The 19699-nt window shown below is 38.8% G+C and carries 21 protein-coding genes; 17 read left to right on the forward strand and 4 right to left on the reverse strand.

Translation table 11 applies throughout. The features are described from left to right. Positions 1-2: 2 nt before the first annotated feature. The gene (locus tag ABKA15_RS02435; RefSeq protein ID WP_225620259.1) at positions 3-479 is read right to left on the reverse strand and encodes a hypothetical protein; all 477 of its coding nucleotides are present in this window, start codon (positions 477-479) and stop codon (positions 3-5) included. Positions 480-779: 300 nt separating this feature from the next. On the opposite strand from ABKA15_RS02435, the gene nrdR reads away from it, so the two are divergent. From nrdR to ABKA15_RS02505, 14 genes are all read left to right on the forward strand, one after another. Then, complete coding sequence (nrdR, locus tag ABKA15_RS02440; RefSeq protein ID WP_049513943.1) at positions 780-1253, forward strand: transcriptional regulator NrdR; 474 nt, start codon at positions 780-782, stop codon at positions 1251-1253. Next, the gene (locus tag ABKA15_RS02445; protein WP_049513945.1) at positions 1254-2402 is read left to right on the forward strand and encodes a DNA helicase; all 1149 of its coding nucleotides are present in this window, start codon (positions 1254-1256) and stop codon (positions 2400-2402) included. Then, positions 2403-3302: a primosomal protein DnaI gene (dnaI, locus tag ABKA15_RS02450; protein WP_049513947.1), complete on the forward strand. Its 900-nt coding sequence runs from the start codon at positions 2403-2405 to the stop codon at positions 3300-3302. Then, the gene (locus ABKA15_RS02455) at positions 3299-4012 is read left to right on the forward strand and encodes a nitroreductase family protein (protein WP_049513948.1); all 714 of its coding nucleotides are present in this window, start codon (positions 3299-3301) and stop codon (positions 4010-4012) included. The genes dnaI and ABKA15_RS02455 overlap by 4 nt, the downstream gene beginning before the upstream one ends. A 338-nt stretch (positions 4013-4350) precedes the next feature. After that, positions 4351-5661, forward strand: coding sequence for a ribosome biogenesis GTPase Der (gene der, locus ABKA15_RS02460; protein WP_049513950.1), 1311 nt, complete (start codon positions 4351-4353; stop codon positions 5659-5661). Positions 5662-5749: 88 nt separating this feature from the next. Continuing rightward, positions 5750-6088 (forward strand): hypothetical protein, encoded by a 339-nt coding sequence (locus ABKA15_RS02465; protein WP_186832589.1) that lies wholly within the window; start codon positions 5750-5752, stop codon positions 6086-6088. 80 nt (positions 6089-6168) lie between these two features. Beyond that, entirely contained in the window at positions 6169-9279 is a 3111-nt protein-coding gene (locus ABKA15_RS02470; RefSeq protein WP_049513951.1) for a DEAD/DEAH box helicase, read from the forward strand. Positions 9280-9319: 40 nt separating this feature from the next. Continuing rightward, on the forward strand, positions 9320-9964 hold the full coding sequence (locus tag ABKA15_RS02475) for a hypothetical protein (protein ID WP_049513952.1): 645 nt from the start codon (positions 9320-9322) through the stop codon (positions 9962-9964). Positions 9965-10044: 80 nt separating this feature from the next. Next, positions 10045-11376, forward strand: a complete 1332-nt coding sequence (murC, locus tag ABKA15_RS02480; protein ID WP_049513953.1) for a UDP-N-acetylmuramate--L-alanine ligase — start codon at positions 10045-10047, stop codon at positions 11374-11376. Then, a complete protein-coding gene (locus ABKA15_RS02485; RefSeq protein WP_186832590.1) occupies positions 11366-11890 on the forward strand; it encodes a GNAT family N-acetyltransferase in 525 nt (174 codons plus the stop codon). Before murC ends, ABKA15_RS02485 begins: the two co-directional genes overlap by 11 nt. Further along, positions 11887-12381, forward strand: a complete 495-nt coding sequence (locus ABKA15_RS02490) for a GNAT family N-acetyltransferase (protein WP_049513957.1) — start codon at positions 11887-11889, stop codon at positions 12379-12381. The genes ABKA15_RS02485 and ABKA15_RS02490 overlap by 4 nt, the downstream gene beginning before the upstream one ends. A 114-nt stretch (positions 12382-12495) precedes the next feature. Beyond that, entirely contained in the window at positions 12496-14100 is a 1605-nt protein-coding gene (gene mltG, locus ABKA15_RS02495) for an endolytic transglycosylase MltG (protein ID WP_350015373.1), read from the forward strand. 342 nt (positions 14101-14442) lie between these two features. Then, positions 14443-14925 carry a transcription elongation factor GreA gene (gene greA, locus ABKA15_RS02500; RefSeq protein WP_003029952.1) on the forward strand — a complete coding sequence of 161 codons (483 nt, stop codon included), beginning with the start codon at positions 14443-14445 and terminating at the stop codon, positions 14923-14925. A 97-nt stretch (positions 14926-15022) separates the two neighbouring features. Further along, a complete protein-coding gene (locus ABKA15_RS02505; RefSeq protein WP_003031591.1) occupies positions 15023-15487 on the forward strand; it encodes an NUDIX domain-containing protein in 465 nt (154 codons plus the stop codon). Positions 15488-15589: 102 nt separating this feature from the next. Here ABKA15_RS02505 and ABKA15_RS02510 read toward each other — a convergent pair whose 3' ends face one another. Beyond that, positions 15590-15904: a helix-turn-helix domain-containing protein gene (locus ABKA15_RS02510; protein WP_049513962.1), complete on the reverse strand. Its 315-nt coding sequence runs from the start codon at positions 15902-15904 to the stop codon at positions 15590-15592. Positions 15905-16005: 101 nt separating this feature from the next. Between ABKA15_RS02510 and ABKA15_RS02515 the strand changes: the two genes are divergently transcribed. Beyond that, on the forward strand, positions 16006-16620 hold the full coding sequence (locus ABKA15_RS02515; RefSeq protein WP_049513964.1) for a nitroreductase family protein: 615 nt from the start codon (positions 16006-16008) through the stop codon (positions 16618-16620). Between the two features lie 475 nt (positions 16621-17095). Here the strand turns inward: ABKA15_RS02515 and yidC are convergent, their stop codons facing one another. Then, positions 17096-18013: a membrane protein insertase YidC gene (gene yidC, locus ABKA15_RS02520; RefSeq protein WP_049513966.1), complete on the reverse strand. Its 918-nt coding sequence runs from the start codon at positions 18011-18013 to the stop codon at positions 17096-17098. Between the two features lie 79 nt (positions 18014-18092). Further along, positions 18093-18371 (reverse strand): acylphosphatase, encoded by a 279-nt coding sequence (locus tag ABKA15_RS02525; RefSeq protein ID WP_003029956.1) that lies wholly within the window; start codon positions 18369-18371, stop codon positions 18093-18095. A gap of 31 nt (positions 18372-18402) precedes the next feature. On the opposite strand from ABKA15_RS02525, the gene ABKA15_RS02530 reads away from it, so the two are divergent. Further along, the gene (locus ABKA15_RS02530; RefSeq protein WP_049513967.1) at positions 18403-19143 is read left to right on the forward strand and encodes an RNA methyltransferase; all 741 of its coding nucleotides are present in this window, start codon (positions 18403-18405) and stop codon (positions 19141-19143) included. A gap of 45 nt (positions 19144-19188) precedes the next feature. After that, positions 19189-19680: an HD domain-containing protein gene (locus tag ABKA15_RS02535; RefSeq protein WP_049513969.1), complete on the forward strand. Its 492-nt coding sequence runs from the start codon at positions 19189-19191 to the stop codon at positions 19678-19680. Positions 19681-19699: the final 19 nt, after the last annotated feature.

Genomic DNA, 19699 nt, shown 5'->3' on the forward strand with positions numbered 1-19699 from the left:
TGTCATTCTTTAGAGGTGTGGCGTTTTCCAGCATTGATAGCGTCGGCCTCGGTCATGGTGACTACTCTGTCAAACCGTGTATTGCGTGGCATATTATCTAAGCTGTACCAATAAACATCAGCAGTTCCGTTACGAGCTACATAAACGGTTCGTTCCTGCTGTTGAGCTTCTTGTGCTGTAGCAGCCTCTTGTTGTTGCTGCGCTTGAGCGGCAGCTGCTTCTTCTTGTTTTCGTTTTTCTTCTGCTTGTCTAGCTATTTCTTGTTCTTTTGCTGCTTTTTCTGCAGTCTCTTTTTCTTGCTTAGCTTTTTCCGCTTCCTTTTTCTTCTTTTCCTCTGCGGCTTTCTCTTTCTTTGTCTGTTCCTCTTTTTTACCTAGAGCAATATATTGCTCGTTTTCTTTTTTGTAGGAGTCAAACTCATTTTTTAATGTTTTGTAGTCTTTCGCGGCTTTTTCATTGCTGTTTGTTAATTTTTGAATCTGTACCTTATATTCTTTCTCGTCTTTCTACTGGTTTCCCATGGCAGAAAACGATCCCAATAAAAGAACGACTAGCGTTAGAATAGCGATATTCTTTTTGTCTTTAAAAAAGGCAACAGAAAAAATCTTTTTATCATAATTTTCCTTGTTATGATAGCGCTTACAATTCATTGTATAAAATTTCCTGCAAGAAGTAAATTGGATAACGGATTATTATATGTTTTCGTGAGGAAGGTCCTATCTTTTGTTATTTGTTAAAACATGGTATAATGAAGTATTAAGAATTCAGGAGGGAAGCAGATGCGTTGTCCTAAGTGTGGTGGTAGTAAATCAAGTGTTATTGACAGTCGGCAGGCTGAAGATGGCAACACAATCCGTCGTCGTCGTGAGTGTGATGAATGTCAGTATCGCTTTACGACTTATGAACGTGTAGAAGAACGGACACTCGTTGTCGTTAAAAAAGATGGCACGCGGGAACAATTTTCAAGAGACAAGATCTTTAATGGAATCATTCGTTCGGCGCAAAAACGTCCTGTTTCTAGTGATGAGATTGAGGAAATTGTCAACAGAATTGAGCAAAAAGTGCGCAGTAGTAATGAAAATGAGATTGCAAGCGAGTATATCGGTGGTTTGGTTATGGAAGAGTTGGCGGATTTAGATGAAATTACTTATGTTCGTTTTGCTAGTGTTTATCGTAGCTTTAAAGATGTGAGCGAGCTGGAAAATCTCTTGAAACAGATTACAAAAACAGCGAAAAAGAAAAAGGAACAATAGATGAAACCGAATGATCAATTTTCTTTTGTGAAGAATAATCAGATTAGCCAGGACAGCACCAATTTGATTCGTCTGTATTTACCAATTTTAGGGCTTGAAGCGACCTCTATCTATCAGTATTTTCTTGCTTTTTGGGACAACGGGAAATCATCTTACACCTTTGGGCACATTTTGAATCATCTTAATCTGGGGATGAATGCCTTGCAAAAAAGTTTAGAAATGTTGTCTGCTATGCAGTTAGTAGAGCTTTATCATAGGGAGAATCATTTTCAGGTCTATTTGCAGTCCACATTGTCGTCTGGTGAATTTTTAAGCAATCCTGTTTATAAGCGCCTGCTAGAAAAGAAGATTGGTGAAGCTGCGGTAGAGGCTTTGTTACCTAGTCACCCAAATGGTGAGAAGAAAGATGTGAAGCTGTCAGAGATTTTTCAAGTGGAAGATGCAAAGTCAGAGACGCAATCAAAACAGAATCATTTTGACTTGGATTACTTTAAACAATTGATGGCGCGAGAAAACTTGCGTTTTGAAAACGAAAAAGAAGATTTGCTGGTACTTTTTGCTATTTCAGAGCAACAAAATTGGACTTGGTATGAGACCTACTTGTTGGCTAAGGAGACGGCTGTCGGTCATGTGATTTCAACCAAGCGAATGAAGCAAAAATTAAATCAAAAGCCTGCTGCAAGCGGATTTTCTAACGCTGAACAAACGATTATTCGAGAGGCTAAGAGTAAGTCAGCCATGCAGTTTTTAGCAGAAATCAAAAAAACTAAGCATGCGACAATCACACGAGGAGAACGTCAGTGTTTGCAAGAATTGGCAAATTTGGGACTGTTAGATGAAGTGATTAATGTGATTTTGCTGTTGACTTTTAACAAAGTGGATTCGGCTAATCTCAATGAAAAATACGCTTTGAAAGCAGCAAATGATTTTTCATATCAAGAAGTGACATCAGCAGAAGAGGCAGTTTTGCGAATTCGTGAGCGAAATCAACAACCAAGCAAAAAAGCAAATCAAACGGCTACTTCAAAGAGCAATGTTCCCGATTGGAGCAATCCTGACTATAAGAATGAAACAAGTGCTGAAAAGCAGGCTGAGCTAGAGGAGCAAAAGAGAAAACTTTTAGCGAAATTAGACCAAGGAGGTGACTAGATGGAGAGTGTTGGACAAACGATGGCGCATAGGAAACAAGTTCGTCAATTTAACTATGAAGAGTTGGTGAAGCAAATCGTAGCCGATCCAGATGTGGCGGCTTTTATCCAGTCAGAAAGGTTGACACCAGCTGAAATCAAACGGAGCATTTCTAAGTTTAATCAGTATATTTCTGAACGCAATCGATTCTTACTGGGAGATGAAGCGTATATTGCTAAGGGCTATAAGCCAATCTTGGTGAAAAATGAGGGTTATGCGGATGTTTCTTATGAAGAAACTCCAGAATTAGTTGAAGCGCAGAAACAGGCAACTATCAATGCACGTTTAAACTTGATTAGTCTTCCTGCTAGTCTCAAGGAAGCTAGTTTGGCAAAAGTGGATTTGGACGATGTTGGTCGTTACAAGGCTTTTGAGTTGCTGACGAATTTTGTGGCAGATTATCCAAACTACAAAAAAGCGATTTACCTTTATGGTGATTTTGGCGTAGGGAAAAGTTACATGATGGCGGCCTTGGCACATGATTTGTCGGAAAAACGTAATGTTTCTACGACCTTGCTTCATTATCCTAGTTTTGTTTTGGATGTAAAGAATGCCATTTCTTCCGGTTTGGTGAAGGAAAGGATTGATGAAGTAAAAGTAGCACAAGTCTTGATTTTGGATGATATTGGTGCGGAGCAATCAAGTCCTTGGATGCGAGATGAGATTTTGCAGGTTATTTTGCAGCATCGGATGCAGGAAAATTTGCCAACTTTCTTTACATCAAATTTTAATTTTGCGGATTTGGAACGCCATTTTGCGACATCCAAAAACGGAGATGAAACCTGGCAGGCTCGTCGGGTCATGGAAAGAATAAAATTTTTAGCAGAGGAAGTTCGTCTGGAAGGAGAAAATCGCCGATGAATGAAACGATTGATTTGATGAAAAAACATACTTCCGTTCGTCGTTTTACAGAGGAGCAGATTTCAGATGAAGATTTGAAGTCGATTATTGATGCTGGTCGAGCAGCATCCAGCTGGAAGAATTTCCAGTCTTATTCGATTATTGTTGTTCGTAGTCAGGAAAAGAAAGCAGCCTTGTTTGATTTGGTGACTCAGGAGGCTATTCGTCAGTCGTCTGTTTTTCTTCTTTTTATCGGAGACCTCAATCGAGCTGAGAAAGGTGTGCGACTTCACACAAATGCCTTTTACCCACAAGGAATGGAGAATCTTCTGATTAGTTCTGTTGACGCTAGTTTGGTCGCGCAGAATATTCTTTTGGCGGCTGAAAGTCTGGGATATGGCGGGGTCATCATTGGCTTGATTCGCTATGCTTCTAAGGAAATAGCAGAGCTGTTTAATTTACCAGATTATACATATCCTATTTTTGGAATGGCTTTGGGAAAGCCAGCTCAGCACCATGTTGTGAAACCACGCTTACCATATGAAGCAGTTGTTTTTGAGGAAGATTATCAAGAGCAGGATGCGTCTGTTATTCAGGCTTATGATCAGATTCAGGCAGACTATGCTGGAGATCGAGCAACTGATACATGGAGCGAGCGGTTGACGAATCAATTTGCTCAAAAGCCCAATCCTGCTAGCCAGAATCTATTACAAGACAAGAAATTATTATAAAGTAAAGGAAGCGAGACCAAAAACAGTCATTTCGAAGCAATTCGATTTTGTTGGTTCACCCCGCACAGCTCGAAAGGTTTGGGGAATCTTTCGAAGTTGGAAATAGTCAAGTGAAACTTGACGTCAAAAGAGTTGTAAAAGCTGATTTATCAGCACATTAGCCCCCACTTAGCAGTGATTGATTGGCACTAAGGTGCTAATCAATTGTGCATGGGAAATTCTAAATTGACTAAAGTCAACAGAGTTTCTCCAAACCGCTGCGTCCTGTAATTATAACTACATAAACAAGTGAAGCTGAGCATTTTGTCCCAGCTTCTTGGAATAGAAAGAGGAACACTATGGCTTTACCAACCATTGCCATTGTCGGCCGTCCTAATGTCGGCAAATCAACATTTTTTAATCGGATTGCTGGGGAGCGGATTTCGATTGTTGAGGATGTTGAAGGAGTAACTAGAGACCGTATTTATGCAACGGCTGAGTGGCTGAATCGCAAGTTTAGCATGATTGATACAGGCGGGATTGATGACGTAGATGCACCTTTTATGGAGCAAATCAAGCACCAAGCAGAGATTGCCATGGATGAGGCTGATGTCATCGTTTTTGTGGTGTCTGGAAAAGAAGGTATTACAGATGCGGATGAATACGTGGCTCGTATGCTCTACAAGACCCACAAGCCGATTATTCTAGCGGTTAATAAAGTAGATAACCCAGAGATGCGTAGTGAAATTTTTGATTTTTATGCTCTTGGCTTGGGTGACCCTTATCCTGTTTCTTCCGTTCATGGGATTGGCACGGGGGATATTTTAGATGCCATTGTTGAAAATCTCCCTAATGAAGAAGCCGTTGAAAATCCAGACATGATTAAATTCAGCCTTATTGGTCGTCCCAATGTCGGCAAGTCTAGCCTAATCAATGCGATTCTGGGAGAAGACCGTGTGATTGCTAGTCCTGTGGCTGGTACTACTCGTGATGCGATTGATACGGTCTTTACGGACAATGAGGGACAAGAATTTACCATGATTGATACAGCAGGTATGCGCAAGTCAGGCAAGGTCTATGAAAATACAGAGAAGTATTCTGTTATGCGAGCTATGCGAGCCATTGACCGTTCCGATGTAGTACTCATGGTGCTCAATGCTGAAGAGGGGATTCGCGAGTATGATAAGCGGATTGCTGGTTTTGCTCATGAAGCAGGTAAAGGAATTATTATCGTTGTTAACAAGTGGGATACGCTGGAAAAGGATAACAAGACCATGCAAAATTGGGAAGCCGATATTCGCGACCAATTTCAGTATCTCTCTTATGCACCGATTGTCTTTGTATCAGCTCTGACTAAGCAACGTTTGCATCAATTACCAGACATGATTAAGAGAATTAGTCAAAGCCAAAATACCCGCATACCGTCTGCAGTACTCAATGATGTCATCATGGATGCCATTGCGATTAATCCAACACCGACCGACAAAGGCAAACGGCTGAAAATCTTCTATGCGACACAAGTTGCGACCAAACCGCCAACCTTTGTTATTTTCGTCAATGAAGAAGAGCTCATGCACTTTTCTTATATGCGTTTCCTAGAAAATCAAATCCGCAAGGCTTTCGTATTTGAAGGGACACCAATTCATCTCATTGCCAGAAAGCGGAAGTAGGGCGGAGCTAGCTAAATAAGGCTGAACATAAAAATAGTAGAAGTGGTACAGTACAAGATAATCTAATGTACTTATGTGAGAAAGAAATATGAATTGGATAAATATTGCTAAAGTGGTGCTCATTGGAATTGCAAGTGCAGCTTATGTGAATATTCATTATGATGATAGAAAGTACAAACCGTTTGGTTTTCGCTATTGGTTATCACTTTTTAGTCTGATAGTTGTAGGAATTGCACATCTTTTCTTGGCTGCTATAACATTGGGAGTCATTTGGCTTATGATAACAAAATTCTCTATACTTTTACTGGGAATTTGGCTCCTTTTAGTATTCTTAGTAATAGGAAATACAATATTGCTAGTCGGTTTTATGAAAGTGTTGATTGCACGCACTAAGCACTATAAAAAGCTCAACGAGGACATTTTCTAAAAGAAAGCGAGGAGAACCTTGCTTTTTTTCTTTATGCTGAAAATATGGTATAATGAATAGATAAAATAAAGGTGGTACTTATGGCAAAATTGATTCCTGGGAAGATTCGGACGGAAGGAATTGCTCTTTACGAAGCAGGGAAAATTGAAATTCTTAAAGTGAAAGATCAGATGATTTACAGCCGAGTTGAAAATCACAATCTGCGATATAGCTTGGACGACGAAGCCATTTTTTGTGCCTGTGATTTTTTTCAAAAAAAGAAATACTGTGCTCATCTAGCAGGTTTAGAATATTTTCTTAAAAATGACCCTGAAGGAAAAGTCGTTTTGACTAATCTTGAAGAGGAGCAAACAACTTCAGAAGAAACTCAAACGAAGGTTTCTTTTGGCAGTCTCTTCTTGGATAAAATCCTCCAGACAGAAGAAGTAGCCGTCCGCTATGAACTGTCTGCGGTCGGGCAAGAAGATGATTATACAGGACAATTTTTGTGGACCTTGCGCATCAGTCGTTTACCAGATGAGCGCTCCTATGTTATCCGGGATATTCGTGCTTTTTTAAAGATTGTTGAAAAAGGCGATTATTATCAAATCGGCAAGCACTATTATGAAAAAATGCAATTGGCTGCTTTTGATGAAGCTAGTCAAGAGGTGATCCAGTTTTTACGAGGACTTGTTTCTTATCAGCAAGATCAAGATGCTTCTTTTATCTTTCCAAATGCAGCTAGACATCTTTATTTTCCGTCTAGTCTGTTTGAAGAAGGCGTGAATCGGCTTATGAATTTGCCGCATTTCCGCTTAGAATACAGTCTTTATGACTATGACAAAATCTTTTTTCAAGATTTGCATGCTGAAGTAGGCATCTATGATTTTACAGTAGAGGAAAATTCAGATTATTTTGAGCTCATCATTACAGAGCAAAATTATAAAATCTTATACGGTGGTGACTTTATTTTTTATGGAGATCATTTTTATCAACTGACGGAGCAACAAAAGCGGATGATTCAGGTGATTCGAGAATTACCTGTGGATACCGATCGCAAAAAACGCCTTCAATTTGATACAAGCGATCAAGCCAAACTGGCTTCAGGACTATTAGAATTTGGTAAAGTTGGTGCTATTCAAGCACCAGAAAGTTTGGTGATTCATACGTTTACTCCGCTGTTTGATTTCGGGTTATTGGATACTCAGGAAATTCGTCTCAAAATCCAGTTTGACTATGGAAATTGCGTTGTGGATACTCGTCTTGAGTTGGAAGAATTGCCATTTGCCAGCGATTTCCAGTTAGAACAAAAGGTTTTTCAACAAGCTCTGTCTGCTGGTTTTGAAGCAGATTTCACAAGCACCCGTCCGCCATTGCAACCACAAGAAATCTACTCCTTTTTCACAGTGGCTCTGCCTCATTTTAGACACTTGGGAAGGGTATCTGTGGCAGAAAACCTGACAGCCTTGTACCAAGTGGAAAGACCAGCAGTTTCTGTTCAGACAAATGGTGGCTTGTTGGATATCGGGTTTGACTTTACAAGTATTGACCAGACAGAAGTGGACGATGCGTTAGAAGCTCTTTTTTCGGCTAATGATTATTTCATTAGTCGCTCTGGCAAGGTGCTCGTTTTTGACGAAGAAACAAAAAGAGTCAGCAAAACCTTACAGGATTTACGAGCTAAAAAAGGAAAAGACGGCATTTTCCAAACGCAGAAGATTGCTGCTTATCAGCTATCTGAATTGTTTAAAAGCCAAGAAAAAGTTAGCTTTTCAGAGGAGTTCCGCCATTTAGCCTTTGATTTGACGCATCCAGAGGAGTTTGCACTACCGGCGTTAAAAGTGGAAGCAACTTTGCGTGATTACCAAGAAACGGGTGTCAAATGGATGTCTATGCTTCATCGTTACGGATTTGGTGGTATTTTAGCAGATGATATGGGGTTGGGAAAAACCCTTCAAACCATTGCTTTTTTAAGTAGTCAGCTAAAAAAAGAGACCAATGTTTTGATTTTGGCTCCATCTAGTTTGATTTACAATTGGCTGGATGAGTTTGCAAAATTTGCGCCAGAAATGGATGTAGCGGTCATTTATGGACTAAAGCCAGTCAGAGATAACTTGATTGCAGAAGGTCATCAGGTGATGATTACAAGCTATGCTTCTTTCCGTCAAGATGTTGAAGAATATAGTCAATTGAACTTCGATTATCTCTTTTTAGATGAAGCGCAGGTCATGAAAAATGCACAGACCAAGATTGCTCATCATTTACGAAATTTTGAGGTCAAAAATACCTTTGCTCTTTCTGGAACGCCGATTGAAAATAACCTCGGCGAATTATGGTCTATTTTTCAAATTGTTTTACCAGGATTATTACCTAGCAAAAAGAACTTTTTGAAACTGCCTGCAGAAACTGTCGCTCGTTTTATCAAACCATTTGTCATGCGGCGAAAGAAAGAAGATGTCTTGCAAGAATTGCCAGATCTTATCGAAGTGTCTTATCGCAATGAGTTAGCAGATAGTCAAAAGGCTATCTACCTAGCGCAGCTAAAACAAATGCAGGAGCGCGTGCTTGCTTCTACAGAGGAAGAACTCAATCGCAGCAAAATGGAAATCTTATCTGGCTTGATGCGTTTACGACAAATCTGTGATACGCCAGCGCTCTTTATGGAGGACTATCATGGAGAGAGTGGCAAACTAGAAAGCCTACTAGAACTATTAGAGCAGATTCAGACAGGAAGCCACCGTGTGTTAATCTTTTCTCAATTCCGAGGAATGCTAGACATTATCGAAAAAGAATTGAAAAAGATGAAAATGGAGACGTTTAAAATTACAGGTTCTACACCAGCAAAAGATCGACAAGAAATGACAAATGCTTTTAATGATGGAGAAGGGGACGCCTTTTTAATCTCTTTAAAAGCTGGAGGTGTTGGTTTGAATCTAACAGGTGCAGATACCGTTATTCTAGTTGACCTTTGGTGGAATCCAGCAGTAGAGTCTCAGGCGATTGGTCGAGCTCACCGTATGGGACAAGAAAGAAATGTAGAAGTCTACCGCCTGATTACGCGAGGCACGATTGAAGAAAAAATTCAAGAGTTGCAAGAAAGCAAGCGCCATCTCGTGTCAACTATCCTAGACGGAACGGAGTCGCGCAGCAGCCTAACCGTTGCTGAAATACGAGAAATTCTAGGAATTTCTCCAGAAACACTTGAAAAATAGCATCAATAGTTTATAATGAAGTGTTGAAAGGAATGTGCTAATGAAAGAAAAATCTTTTCCATTGATTTCTGACGATGAAGTCATGCTATCAGAAATGCCGCGTATGAACCTTTATGATGAAAGCGATCTTATCAGCAATATTAATGGTGACTATGTCGATAAAAATTATTTAGAATGGGAACCAATTGTAAAGAAAATTGCAGACAGTCAAGTAAAAGGAGGGAAAGGAAAAGCATACCAAGCAACTTCAGCTATTCCGTCTGCTGAAGTCGCAAAACCTGCCCCAAAAAGTTATGCAGAATTGGCTAGAGAAGAAGCCAGAGCAGATTTGAAAAAGAAACGCTCAGCAGCTTATTTGACATCCGATTTTACTGCTAAAAAGCGCTCCTATCCTGCCGTTACGAATGGTAACACAGCTATTTCACATCAACCAACAGCATTTTTCCAAAAGGAAAATGGTAGTGAACTGGCAAAATACAGTCGGAATTTGAAACAGGAGCAATATATTTTAGCAGATATCAAGACGGAGCCTTCTGTACATCAGCCAAATGAATTGCCCAAAAAAGCTAAAAATAATTATGACTTTTTAAAGACAAGTCAAATTTACAATAAAAAAGAATTGCAAAGCCAAAGAGAGCGCCGGATAGCACAAGAGCTAAATTTAACACGGCTGGAAGAAAAATAATCGAACGTTGACAAGAGTAATTATTTTTGTGTGAACTTGGTTTCACTAAATTTAACGCTCTTAGCATTTAAGGAGAAATTATGACAAAAACCTATCATTTTATCGGGATTAAAGGCTCTGGAATGAGTGCTTTAGCATTGATGCTGCATCAAATGGGACATCACGTTCAGGGAAGCGATGTGGAGAAATATTATTTTACACAACGTGGCTTAGAACAAGCAGGGATTAAAATCCTGCCTTTTGACGAAAAAAATCTTCAAGCAGATGTAGAAGTCATTGCGGGAAATGCTTTTCGTCCGGATAATAATATTGAAATTGCCTATGCTGATGCAAATGGAATTGCTTATAAGCGCTACCATGAATTTCTGGGAACTTTCATGCGTGATTTTGTCAGCATGGGAGTGGCAGGGGCACATGGAAAGACATCAACGACGGGTATGTTGGCACACGTTTTGTCAAACATTACGGATACCAGTTACCTGATTGGTGACGGGACGGGGCGCGGCTCTGCAAATGCGAAATACTTTGCATTTGAAGCAGATGAATATGAGCGTCATTTCATGCCTTATCATCCTGAATATTCAATTATCACGAATATTGACTTCGATCACCCAGATTATTTCACCAGCTTAGAAGATGTTTTCAATGCTTTTAATGATTATGCTAAGCAGGTTAGCAAAGGGTTATTTGTTTACGGTGAAGACAAAGAATTGCGCCGGGTCACAGCTAACGCTCCTATTTATTACTATGGCTTTAAGGAAGGCAATGACTTTATCGCTCATGACTTACTCCGTTCTACGACAGGCTCTAGCTTTAAAGTCTCTTTCCATGGCGAAGAATTAGGAGAATTTAAGATTCCTAGCTTTGGTCGTCATAATATTATGAATGCAACAGCAGTCATTGGTTTGTTATACACCGCTGGATTTGATTTGAATTTAGTTCGGGAGCATTTAGTCACTTTTGGTGGTGTGAAACGTCGCTTCACTGAAAAAATGGTCAATGGAACGACAATTATTGATGATTTTGCGCATCATCCAACTGAAATCATTGCAACTTTAGATGCAGCTCGCCAGAAATATCCAAGTAAAGAAATTGTTGCGATTTTCCAACCACATACTTTTACCAGAACCATTGCACTTTTGGACGAATTTGCCGAAGCCTTGAACCAAGCCGATGCTGTTTATTTGGCGCAAATCTATGGTTCTGCGCGTGAGGTGGATCACGGAGATGTCAAAGTAGAAGATTTGGCTGAAAAAATTATCAAAAAGGCAGAAATTATTACTGTTGACAATGTTTCGCCATTGTTAGAACACCCAAATGCTGTTTATGTTTTCATGGGAGCTGGGGATATTCAGACTTATGAATATTCTTTTGAACGTTTGCTATCTAATTTGACAAGCAATGTCCAGTAATCTAATACCACAAGTCACCCTTCGAGAAGCTGCTTCGGAAGATTGGGAGACAATCGTTGCGATTGAGGAGGCGAATTTCTCCACAGAAGCAGCTGGTGCAGAAACGCTCCAAAAATGGATTGAACAGGGTCAAACGAACTTTTTAATAGCAGAATTAAATGAGAAAATAGCTGGCTACATTGTAGGGTCAGCCGTTTTTTCACGTCATTTGACAAATGAAATGATAGATAATTCGTCAAAACAGCAGCAAGATTCTGATTTTATGACGATTCAGCGCTTATCCATTCATCCAGATTTTAAAGAGCAGGGACTGGGAACTTTGCTTTTAGCTGCTTGCAAAGAAATGGCTGTTGCACAAAATCAAAAAGGTCTTCAGTTGGTTTGTTCGGATGAGTTGATTTCTTACTACGAAATGAATGCTTTCATAAATGAAGGAATTTCTGAAAGGGGAGATAGCCATGCTATTTTATATGAACTTGTTTGGGATAATCCATATTTTAAGGAGGAAAAATGAAGATTAGACAGGCAAATTTAGCAGATTTGGATGCTATTACGACTATTGAATGGGAAAACTTTGGACCAGAAGAAGCTCTGAGTCGAGAGATTTTGGAAGCCCATATCCAAAAACTAACAACTAGTTTCTTAGTCGCTGAACGAGACGGTCAGATTTTAGGCTACCTTGAAGGACCTGTTCGTCCTGAGCGCCATTTAGTAGACCAATCCTTTACTTCTGAGGTAGAAGATTATAGCCATTTGACAGACCATTATATTTCGTTGACCAGTTTATCTATTGCTAAAAATGCTCAAAATATGGGGTTAGGTCGAAGTTTGTTGAATGCAATGAAGGATATTGCTGTTCGCGACCAGCGTTTGGGGATCAACTTAACTTGTCATGATTATTTGGTAGCTTACTACGAAAAACATGGTTTTATCAATGAGGGTGTATCCCAATCTACCTATGCAGGTGAAGTTTGGTATGATATGCTTTGGAAAACCCCCAAATAGTGGAGAAAAGAATTGATTATTCTGTAGAATGCTTGAAAGAAAGGCATTCTCTTATTGCTTTTCTTTACCTTTTAAGATATAATAGTAGGGATATTGAACAAGGAGGTCAACTATTTGGCTGAAGATTCACAAGAAAAAGAAGGGCTGAGTTTTAAAGAGCAGATTCTGCGCGACTTGGCAAAAGCAAAGGGAACTGAACAACCAAAACCTGTAGAAGAATCTAATGACTTGCAGGAAAAGTTAGGTTTGGGTCAATCTGTGCTTCCTTCTGCACAGGAAGAGGAGAAAACAACTGCTTCTGAAACGGATATACCAAAAGTTCAAAAAGAAGAAAGTGGCGAACCAGAGCCAGCTCCTTTAGAAAGTCCCCTTCCAACCGTTGAACAAATAGAAGCCGAAGCGGCAGCTAGGGAAGAGAAAGAATTTAATACTCATACAACGAAAGTTCCTGTTTCTTATCCAACCAATCAAGCGGTTGAAGAAAGTAAAGCTCCGGAAGAATTGGTTCAACCTGCAGTTTACGGAACGGAGCAAGACATAAAGAAACTTTCTCGTTCAAATCGGACTGCTCAAACGATTAACACGAAGAAGCGTCAAAACAAAATCGCCGGAAAAATCGTCAAAACGGTCTTAATTTTGCTGCTTTTAGGGATTGGTTTAACTGGTTTCTTTGCATATCGTTACGTTACGTCAGCTTTACAACCAGTTGATGCGAAAAATACAAAGTATGTGACGGTTAAGATTCCGACTGGATCGAGCACCAAAGCAATTGGAACGGTCTTGGAAAAAGCTGGTTTGATCAAAAATGCTCAGATTTTTAGCTATTATGCTAAGTTTAATAACTATGCAGATTTTCAATCGGGTTATTACAATCTGCAAAAGAGCATGAGTTTGGATACGATTGCTAAAAAGCTACAGCAAGGTGGAACGGACACTCCGCAGGATCCCTCAATGGAAAAATTAACCATTCCAGAAGGATATACGATTGACCAAATTGCAAAAACGATTGCGAAGTTGAAGAAAAGTAAATTGTCTTCGGATACGTTCTTAAAGAAAGTGCAAGATGATAATTTTATCACTCAGGAAGCTACAAAATATCCAAACTTATTAGGCAATTTAGCTAAAAAAGAGAGCGGTGTGAAGTATCGCTTAGAAGGCTATCTTTTCCCTGCTACTTACAATGTGACCGACAGCATAACTGCTGAAACGCTCATTGACCAAATGTTAGCAGCAATGGATAAAACTATGTCGCAATATTATGATGTTTTAGCCTCAAAGAATTTGACTGTTCACGATGTTTTAACAATTGCGTCCTTGGTTGAAAAAGAGGGCTCAAGAGATCAAGATCGAAAGAACATTGCAAGTGTCTTTTACAATCGTTTAAATCAAAACATGCCGTTGCAAAGTAATATTGCAATTTTGTATGCTCAAGGGAAGCTTGGTCAAAAGACAACCTTAGCAGAAGACGCTGCGATTGATACTAATATTGATTCGCCTTACAATGTCTATAAAAATACCGGTTTAATGCCTGGTCCTGTAGATAATCCTAGTCTTTCTGCTATTGAAGCGACTGTCAATCCAGCCAAAACGGATTATCTTTACTTCGTAGCCAATACAGAAACAGGAAATGTTTATTTCGCAAATACCTATGAAGAACATGAAAAAAATGTTCAAGAACATGTTAATAGTAAATTGACACAATCAAGTAGTTCGAATTAAAAAAGCGGAACAAAATCGTAACTCCTAGAACTCGATTTTGTTTCACCTCTGAGCAATGATGTATAAGTCTAAAAAGATTGCTATAAGTGTATTTTAGACTAGATGAAGAATGCATCTTGCAAGCAAGCGAATATTAAAAAGAAGCTGGGACGAAAGTCTCCAGCTTCAAAGTATAAAGTATAAAGTATATAGTTATAATAAACCAACGACGCAGTTACTGATTGCTCAACAGTCTTCCAGACTGTTGAGCAACCCTGCGGGGGTGAGACTAGGAACTAAAATTTTCAAGATGAGTTCTGTCCCACTCCCTCTTTATTTTAAAAATAGAAAGAAGAAAAAATAATGGCAGAAAAAACTTATCCCATGACCCTTGAAGAAAAGGAAAAACTTGAAAAAGAATTAGAAGAACTTAAATTAGTTCGTCGTCCAGAAGTGGTAGAACGTATTAAAATTGCTCGCTCTTATGGAGACTTATCAGAAAATAGTGAGTATGAAGCAGCCAAAGATGAGCAGGCTTTTGTTGAAGGACAAATCTCAAGTCTGGAAACTAAGATTCGTTACGCTGAAATTGTAAATAGCGATGCAGTGGCACAAGATGAAGTTGCTATCGGTAAGACCGTTACGATTCAAGAAGTTGGTGAAACGGATGAAGAAGTCTATATGATTGTGGGTGCAGCAGGAGCAGATGCTTTTGCTGGAAAGGTTTCTAATGAAAGTCCTATTGGACAAGCTCTAATTGGCAAGAAAACAGGCGATACTGCTACAGTTGAAACACCTGTGGGCAGTTATGATGTAAAAATTCTAAAAGTCGAAAAAACAGCTTAAAAAATAAAGGATTGGGATAGGTTGATGGCTGCGATAGCAACTATGAAACCTGTCCCAAATTCTTATCTATTTGATACAAAGTTTAGAGGAGAAAAATATGTCCCGTAAATCTCAAGTAATTTTAACTAATATGTGTCTGATTGAAGACGATCAGAATCGCATTGTCATGCAGATTCGTGACCCCAAGATGTATTCTTGGTCAGGAGCAGCTTTACCTGGTGGACATATAGAAGAAAAGGAGAGCCTCCACCAAGCAGTTGTGCGTGAAATTTATGAAGAAACGGGACTAACAATCCATCATCCTAGACTGGTTGGTATGAAACATTGGTACACGGCAGAAGGCATTCGTTATCTGGTCTTTCTTTATCGCACAAATGAATTTTCAGGACATCTCCGCTCATCAGAAGAAGGTGAAGTTAGGTGGGTGGCGCGTGAAGAGTTGGATACTCTCGAATTGGCTTATGATTTAAAAAATTTGCTACGTATTTTTGATGACAAGTCATTGTCAGAATTGTTTTATAGTGAACGCTTAGAAAATGATTTTGTCCGTGAATTTTGGTAATTTTATTTTGAAATGAGAATATTCTGTCGTTCAAGTTGATGTTTGAAGTTTACTGTTTTATCGGAACACGAAATATTCCTACATGTAATTATTTGAATCATTTTATAAATTTTCTTTGCCCCAATCGTTGATTTGTAGTAGTAATATTAGCAAATCTTGTCCTTTATTAGTCAGAGAATACTGGGTGTGGAGCGGCCATGTTTTAAAGTCTTCTCTAGCGATAAGCTTGTGCTGTATTAGGTCGTCTAAAGAGCGAATTAGCATAGTTTTTGTGATGCCTTCTACTTCACGTTGTAATTGGTTAAAACGTATCGGTTCGTGCTTCGAAATGCTCCAAAAGATCTGGAGTTTCCATTTTCCTGAAAGAGCATCCATGACGCTAGTTAAACCGCAGTTCCAATTTGGTTTTGTTTGCACAGTCTTTCTCCTTTTAAGTAGGTCACAAAAAAGTGCCTACTATTTTTCTCTTGCTAATTTTATTATAATAAAGCTATCTTAAAAAAACAAGGAGACTTATCATGAATGATTATTTACACTTTTTAGATGAGCGTGCATCCGTTCGGCAGTTTGATCCTAATACCATTTTATCAAACGATCTTATTAAGGAAATGCTAAAGCATGCTAGCTATGCTCCATCCAGCAATAATTTCCAGCCTTGGCGAGTTGTAGTTGTAAAAAACAAAGAAAAGCAAAGAGAGTTAAAGAGACTGTCAGCATATCAGCCACAAGTTGAGACAGCTTCAGCGGTATTTCTTCTGTTTGGGGATAAAGAGTCCTATAATTTAGAGCGATGGCAGGCTTTTCATTTGAAAGAAGGAGTCATTACAGAGGATAATGCTGTTGAACGCACTAATAGGATTCGTCAGTATTTTGCTCTTCACCCTGAAGACAAGGAGATTGAGGGATTGCGATTGGATGTTGGTCTATTTGCTATGAATCTCATGCAGGTGGTGCGAGCTTTTGGATATGATAGCGTACCTATGCGGGGGGTTGATTTTGAGGCAATCAAAATCTATCTCAAAGTACCAAATGATTGGGAACCAATTTTGATGCTGCCAGTGGGAAAGGCCTTACAGGCGGGTTATCCACATGTGAGAAAGTCTGTTGAAGAATTTGCCGAAATCATTGAATAGAATAATGTTGTGAGTAATAAAAACATAATATATATTCAAAGATGACTAACTCAAATATGTGTAAGGCTAGCTTTTGGATTTGTCCGGTTGCTTTATAGATGATAATGCTACAAGATTATTTAATTTCATTATCTTGCAATAATAAATAGACAAAGAGATATGATATCGATAATTGAGAGTATAGGTAATTTAGCTAAGAGTGAAAAAATATTTAGCAAGTTCGACCTATTTACGATAACCTTACAAATTTATTCTATTGAATTAATAAAATGAGACTCCAATACCTCTAATTTATTTCTTTCAATATAGAGACAAACTACTTTTTCAAGTAATCAAGCTTGCTCAATGTTTAAAAATAGCAACGGAACTCTAAATGGAGTATTCATTATTATTATAAAAAGAAAAACTGAAGAAAAGTCCCTGAAACAGACTCTTCATCAGTTTAAGCTGGAAATTATCTTTCCAGCCTTTTTGTTTATCTTGAACGTTGTTTTCCAGCGTTACGATTTTTCTTTTTATTTTGTTTTCTATTTCCAATAACGGCCTGTGCTTGAGGTGTCACATCTTTTTTACGACCAGAATTTTTAATGGCTTTAGGTGGATTATTTTTGTATTCTTCAGCTACGCGTTTTCTGAGCTGAGGACGGATGTAATGATTGATAATCAATTGTTGGATAATCATGATGAAACCACCGACTACCCAGTAAAGTGTTACACCTGCAGGAGCTGTGAAAGAGAAGATGACAATCATGAGTGGGCTCATGTACATCATTTTCTTCATTTGCTCTTTTTGAACTTCGTCAACACCGACAAGAGTCAAAGCAGATTGAATAAAATACAAAACTCCGACGATAACAGTAAGGAGAATGCTGGCTTTTCCGAGTGGAATTCCTAGGAATACACTCTTAGCCACTCCTTCAGTGTATTGAGCAGAGAAATAAAGGGCAGAGAAAAATGGTAATTGAATCAGGAGAGGAAGGCATCCGATACCTCCGAGCATATTGACACCATTTTCTTTTTGAGCAGCCATGAGTGCTTGCTGAGCAGCCAGTTTTTCTTCTTGTGTTTCAGCATTCTTCATGCGTTCTTGGATCGGCTCAAAAATAGGCTTCAAGTAATTCATCTTTTCTGATTGGTAAGTTGATTTCCAAGATTGATAAAGTCCAAGCGGAAGGATAATCAGGCGCACAATCAAGGTGACGATGATAATGGCCATACCAAAACCAAGTCCCATATTATTAGCAAAATACTGAATGGCAAGGCTCATTGGTCTTCCGATAATATCCCAGACAAATCCAGCAGGCTTGCCATCTTTGACTTGCACACATCCTGAGAGTAGCAGAAGCATAGACAGCCCTAACCCTGAGAATAAAATACGATTTAATTTTTTCACGTGTTTGTTTCCCTTTTCTAAAAAATAATACCTTTCTATTCTACTGTTTTTTTCCTAAATATACAATAGTTCTTAGGACTTAATTTGCAATTTTAAAATCTGAATAGGAATCAAAATTAGCCATTGTGACATCTAAATAGCTGACTTTTGAAAATGGCGTTGGTCCTTTGCGGATTTCTTGGATAAATTTTGCCATGAGGGCAGAATTCTCCGCTTGTGCTAAGATCTCTACAGTTCCGTCTTCATTATTCCAGACACGTCCAGTGATGCCACCGATTTCTGTGGCAAGTGTGTAAACACCCCAACGAAAGCCAACTCCTTGCACGCGACCTTGTGCAATCATTCTGACTTTTTGCATGTGAACCTCCTTTTTGTGATATAATAGTTCTATGAATATTATAACCTCAAAAGCTAATAATGTGGTAAAAAATACCAAGAAATTACTTCAAAAAAAGTATCGGAAAGACTCATACTTAATTGAGGGCTGGCATTTATTTGAAGAAGCAGTAAATGCACAAGTTGAGATTCGACATATCTTTGTTTTAGAAAATTTTTTTGATAAAGTGAAAGATTTTTCTCAAGTTCATGTGGTAACCTCAGAAATTTTGACTGATTTGGCTGATTCTAAAACACCACAAGGCATCGTGGCAGAGATTGCTTTTGAGGAAGCGCCGATTCCTGCAGTTCTCAAAGGAAAATATCTCTTTTTAGAAGATGTGCAGGATCCGGGGAATGTGGGCACGATTATCCGAACAGCTGATGCGGCTGGCTATGACGGGGTATTTATTTCGCAGCATTCGGCAGATATTTATAATTTGAAAACTCTGCGTTCCATGCAAGGCAGTCATTTCCATTTACCTATTTATAGAGTGAGAACATCAGATTTTCTTAATCTTACCAAGCAAGTACAATTACCGATATTAGCAACGACGCTTTCAAAAGATTCGATGGATTATCGAGAGTTAGCACCACTGTCGGATTTTGCTCTTGTGTTGGGAAATGAAGGACAGGGTATTAGTCATGAAATGGCAGAAGCAGCTGATAACCTCATTCATATTTCGATGAAAGGACGAGCTGAGAGTTTAAATGTCGCCGTGGCAGCAGGCATTCTCATCTTTTCTTTAAGTTAAAATTTAGAAATGTATTTATAATTAGAAGCACATGGAGGTGGTTCTATGCTTTATAAAGAAGATAAAGAGTATATGGAGCATGTTGGACAATTGATTGCTCAATCACGCGTCCAGAAATTAAAAACCATAACACACCATATTTATTCCAATCGCTTGGAGCATTCGATTCATGTTAGTTATACGAGTTATAAAATTGCGAAAAAATTAGGTTGGGATGCAAAAAGTACCGCACGTGGTGGACTTCTGCACGATATGTTTTATTATGATTGGCGGGAAACGAAATTTAATAAAAGCCATGCTTGGGTACACCCTCGCTTAGCAGTACGAAATGCACGGAAAGTAACCAATTTAAATAAAGTAGAAGAAGACATCATTCTCAAACACATGTGGGGAGCAACATTGGCGCCGCCACGGTATAAAGAAGGCTATATTGTCACTATGGTGGATAAATACTGGGCAATCAAGGAAGCCATGGCGCCAGTTCGGAAAAGAATTGCTAAAAGAAGACTTTTTCATCGAAAAATGTTAAAATCGTAACATATCATAATAAAGGAGA

The sequence above is a fragment of the Streptococcus sp. KHUD_010 genome, from assembly GCF_040207525.1.
Classification (GTDB): Bacteria; Bacillota; Bacilli; order Lactobacillales; family Streptococcaceae; genus Streptococcus; species Streptococcus hominis.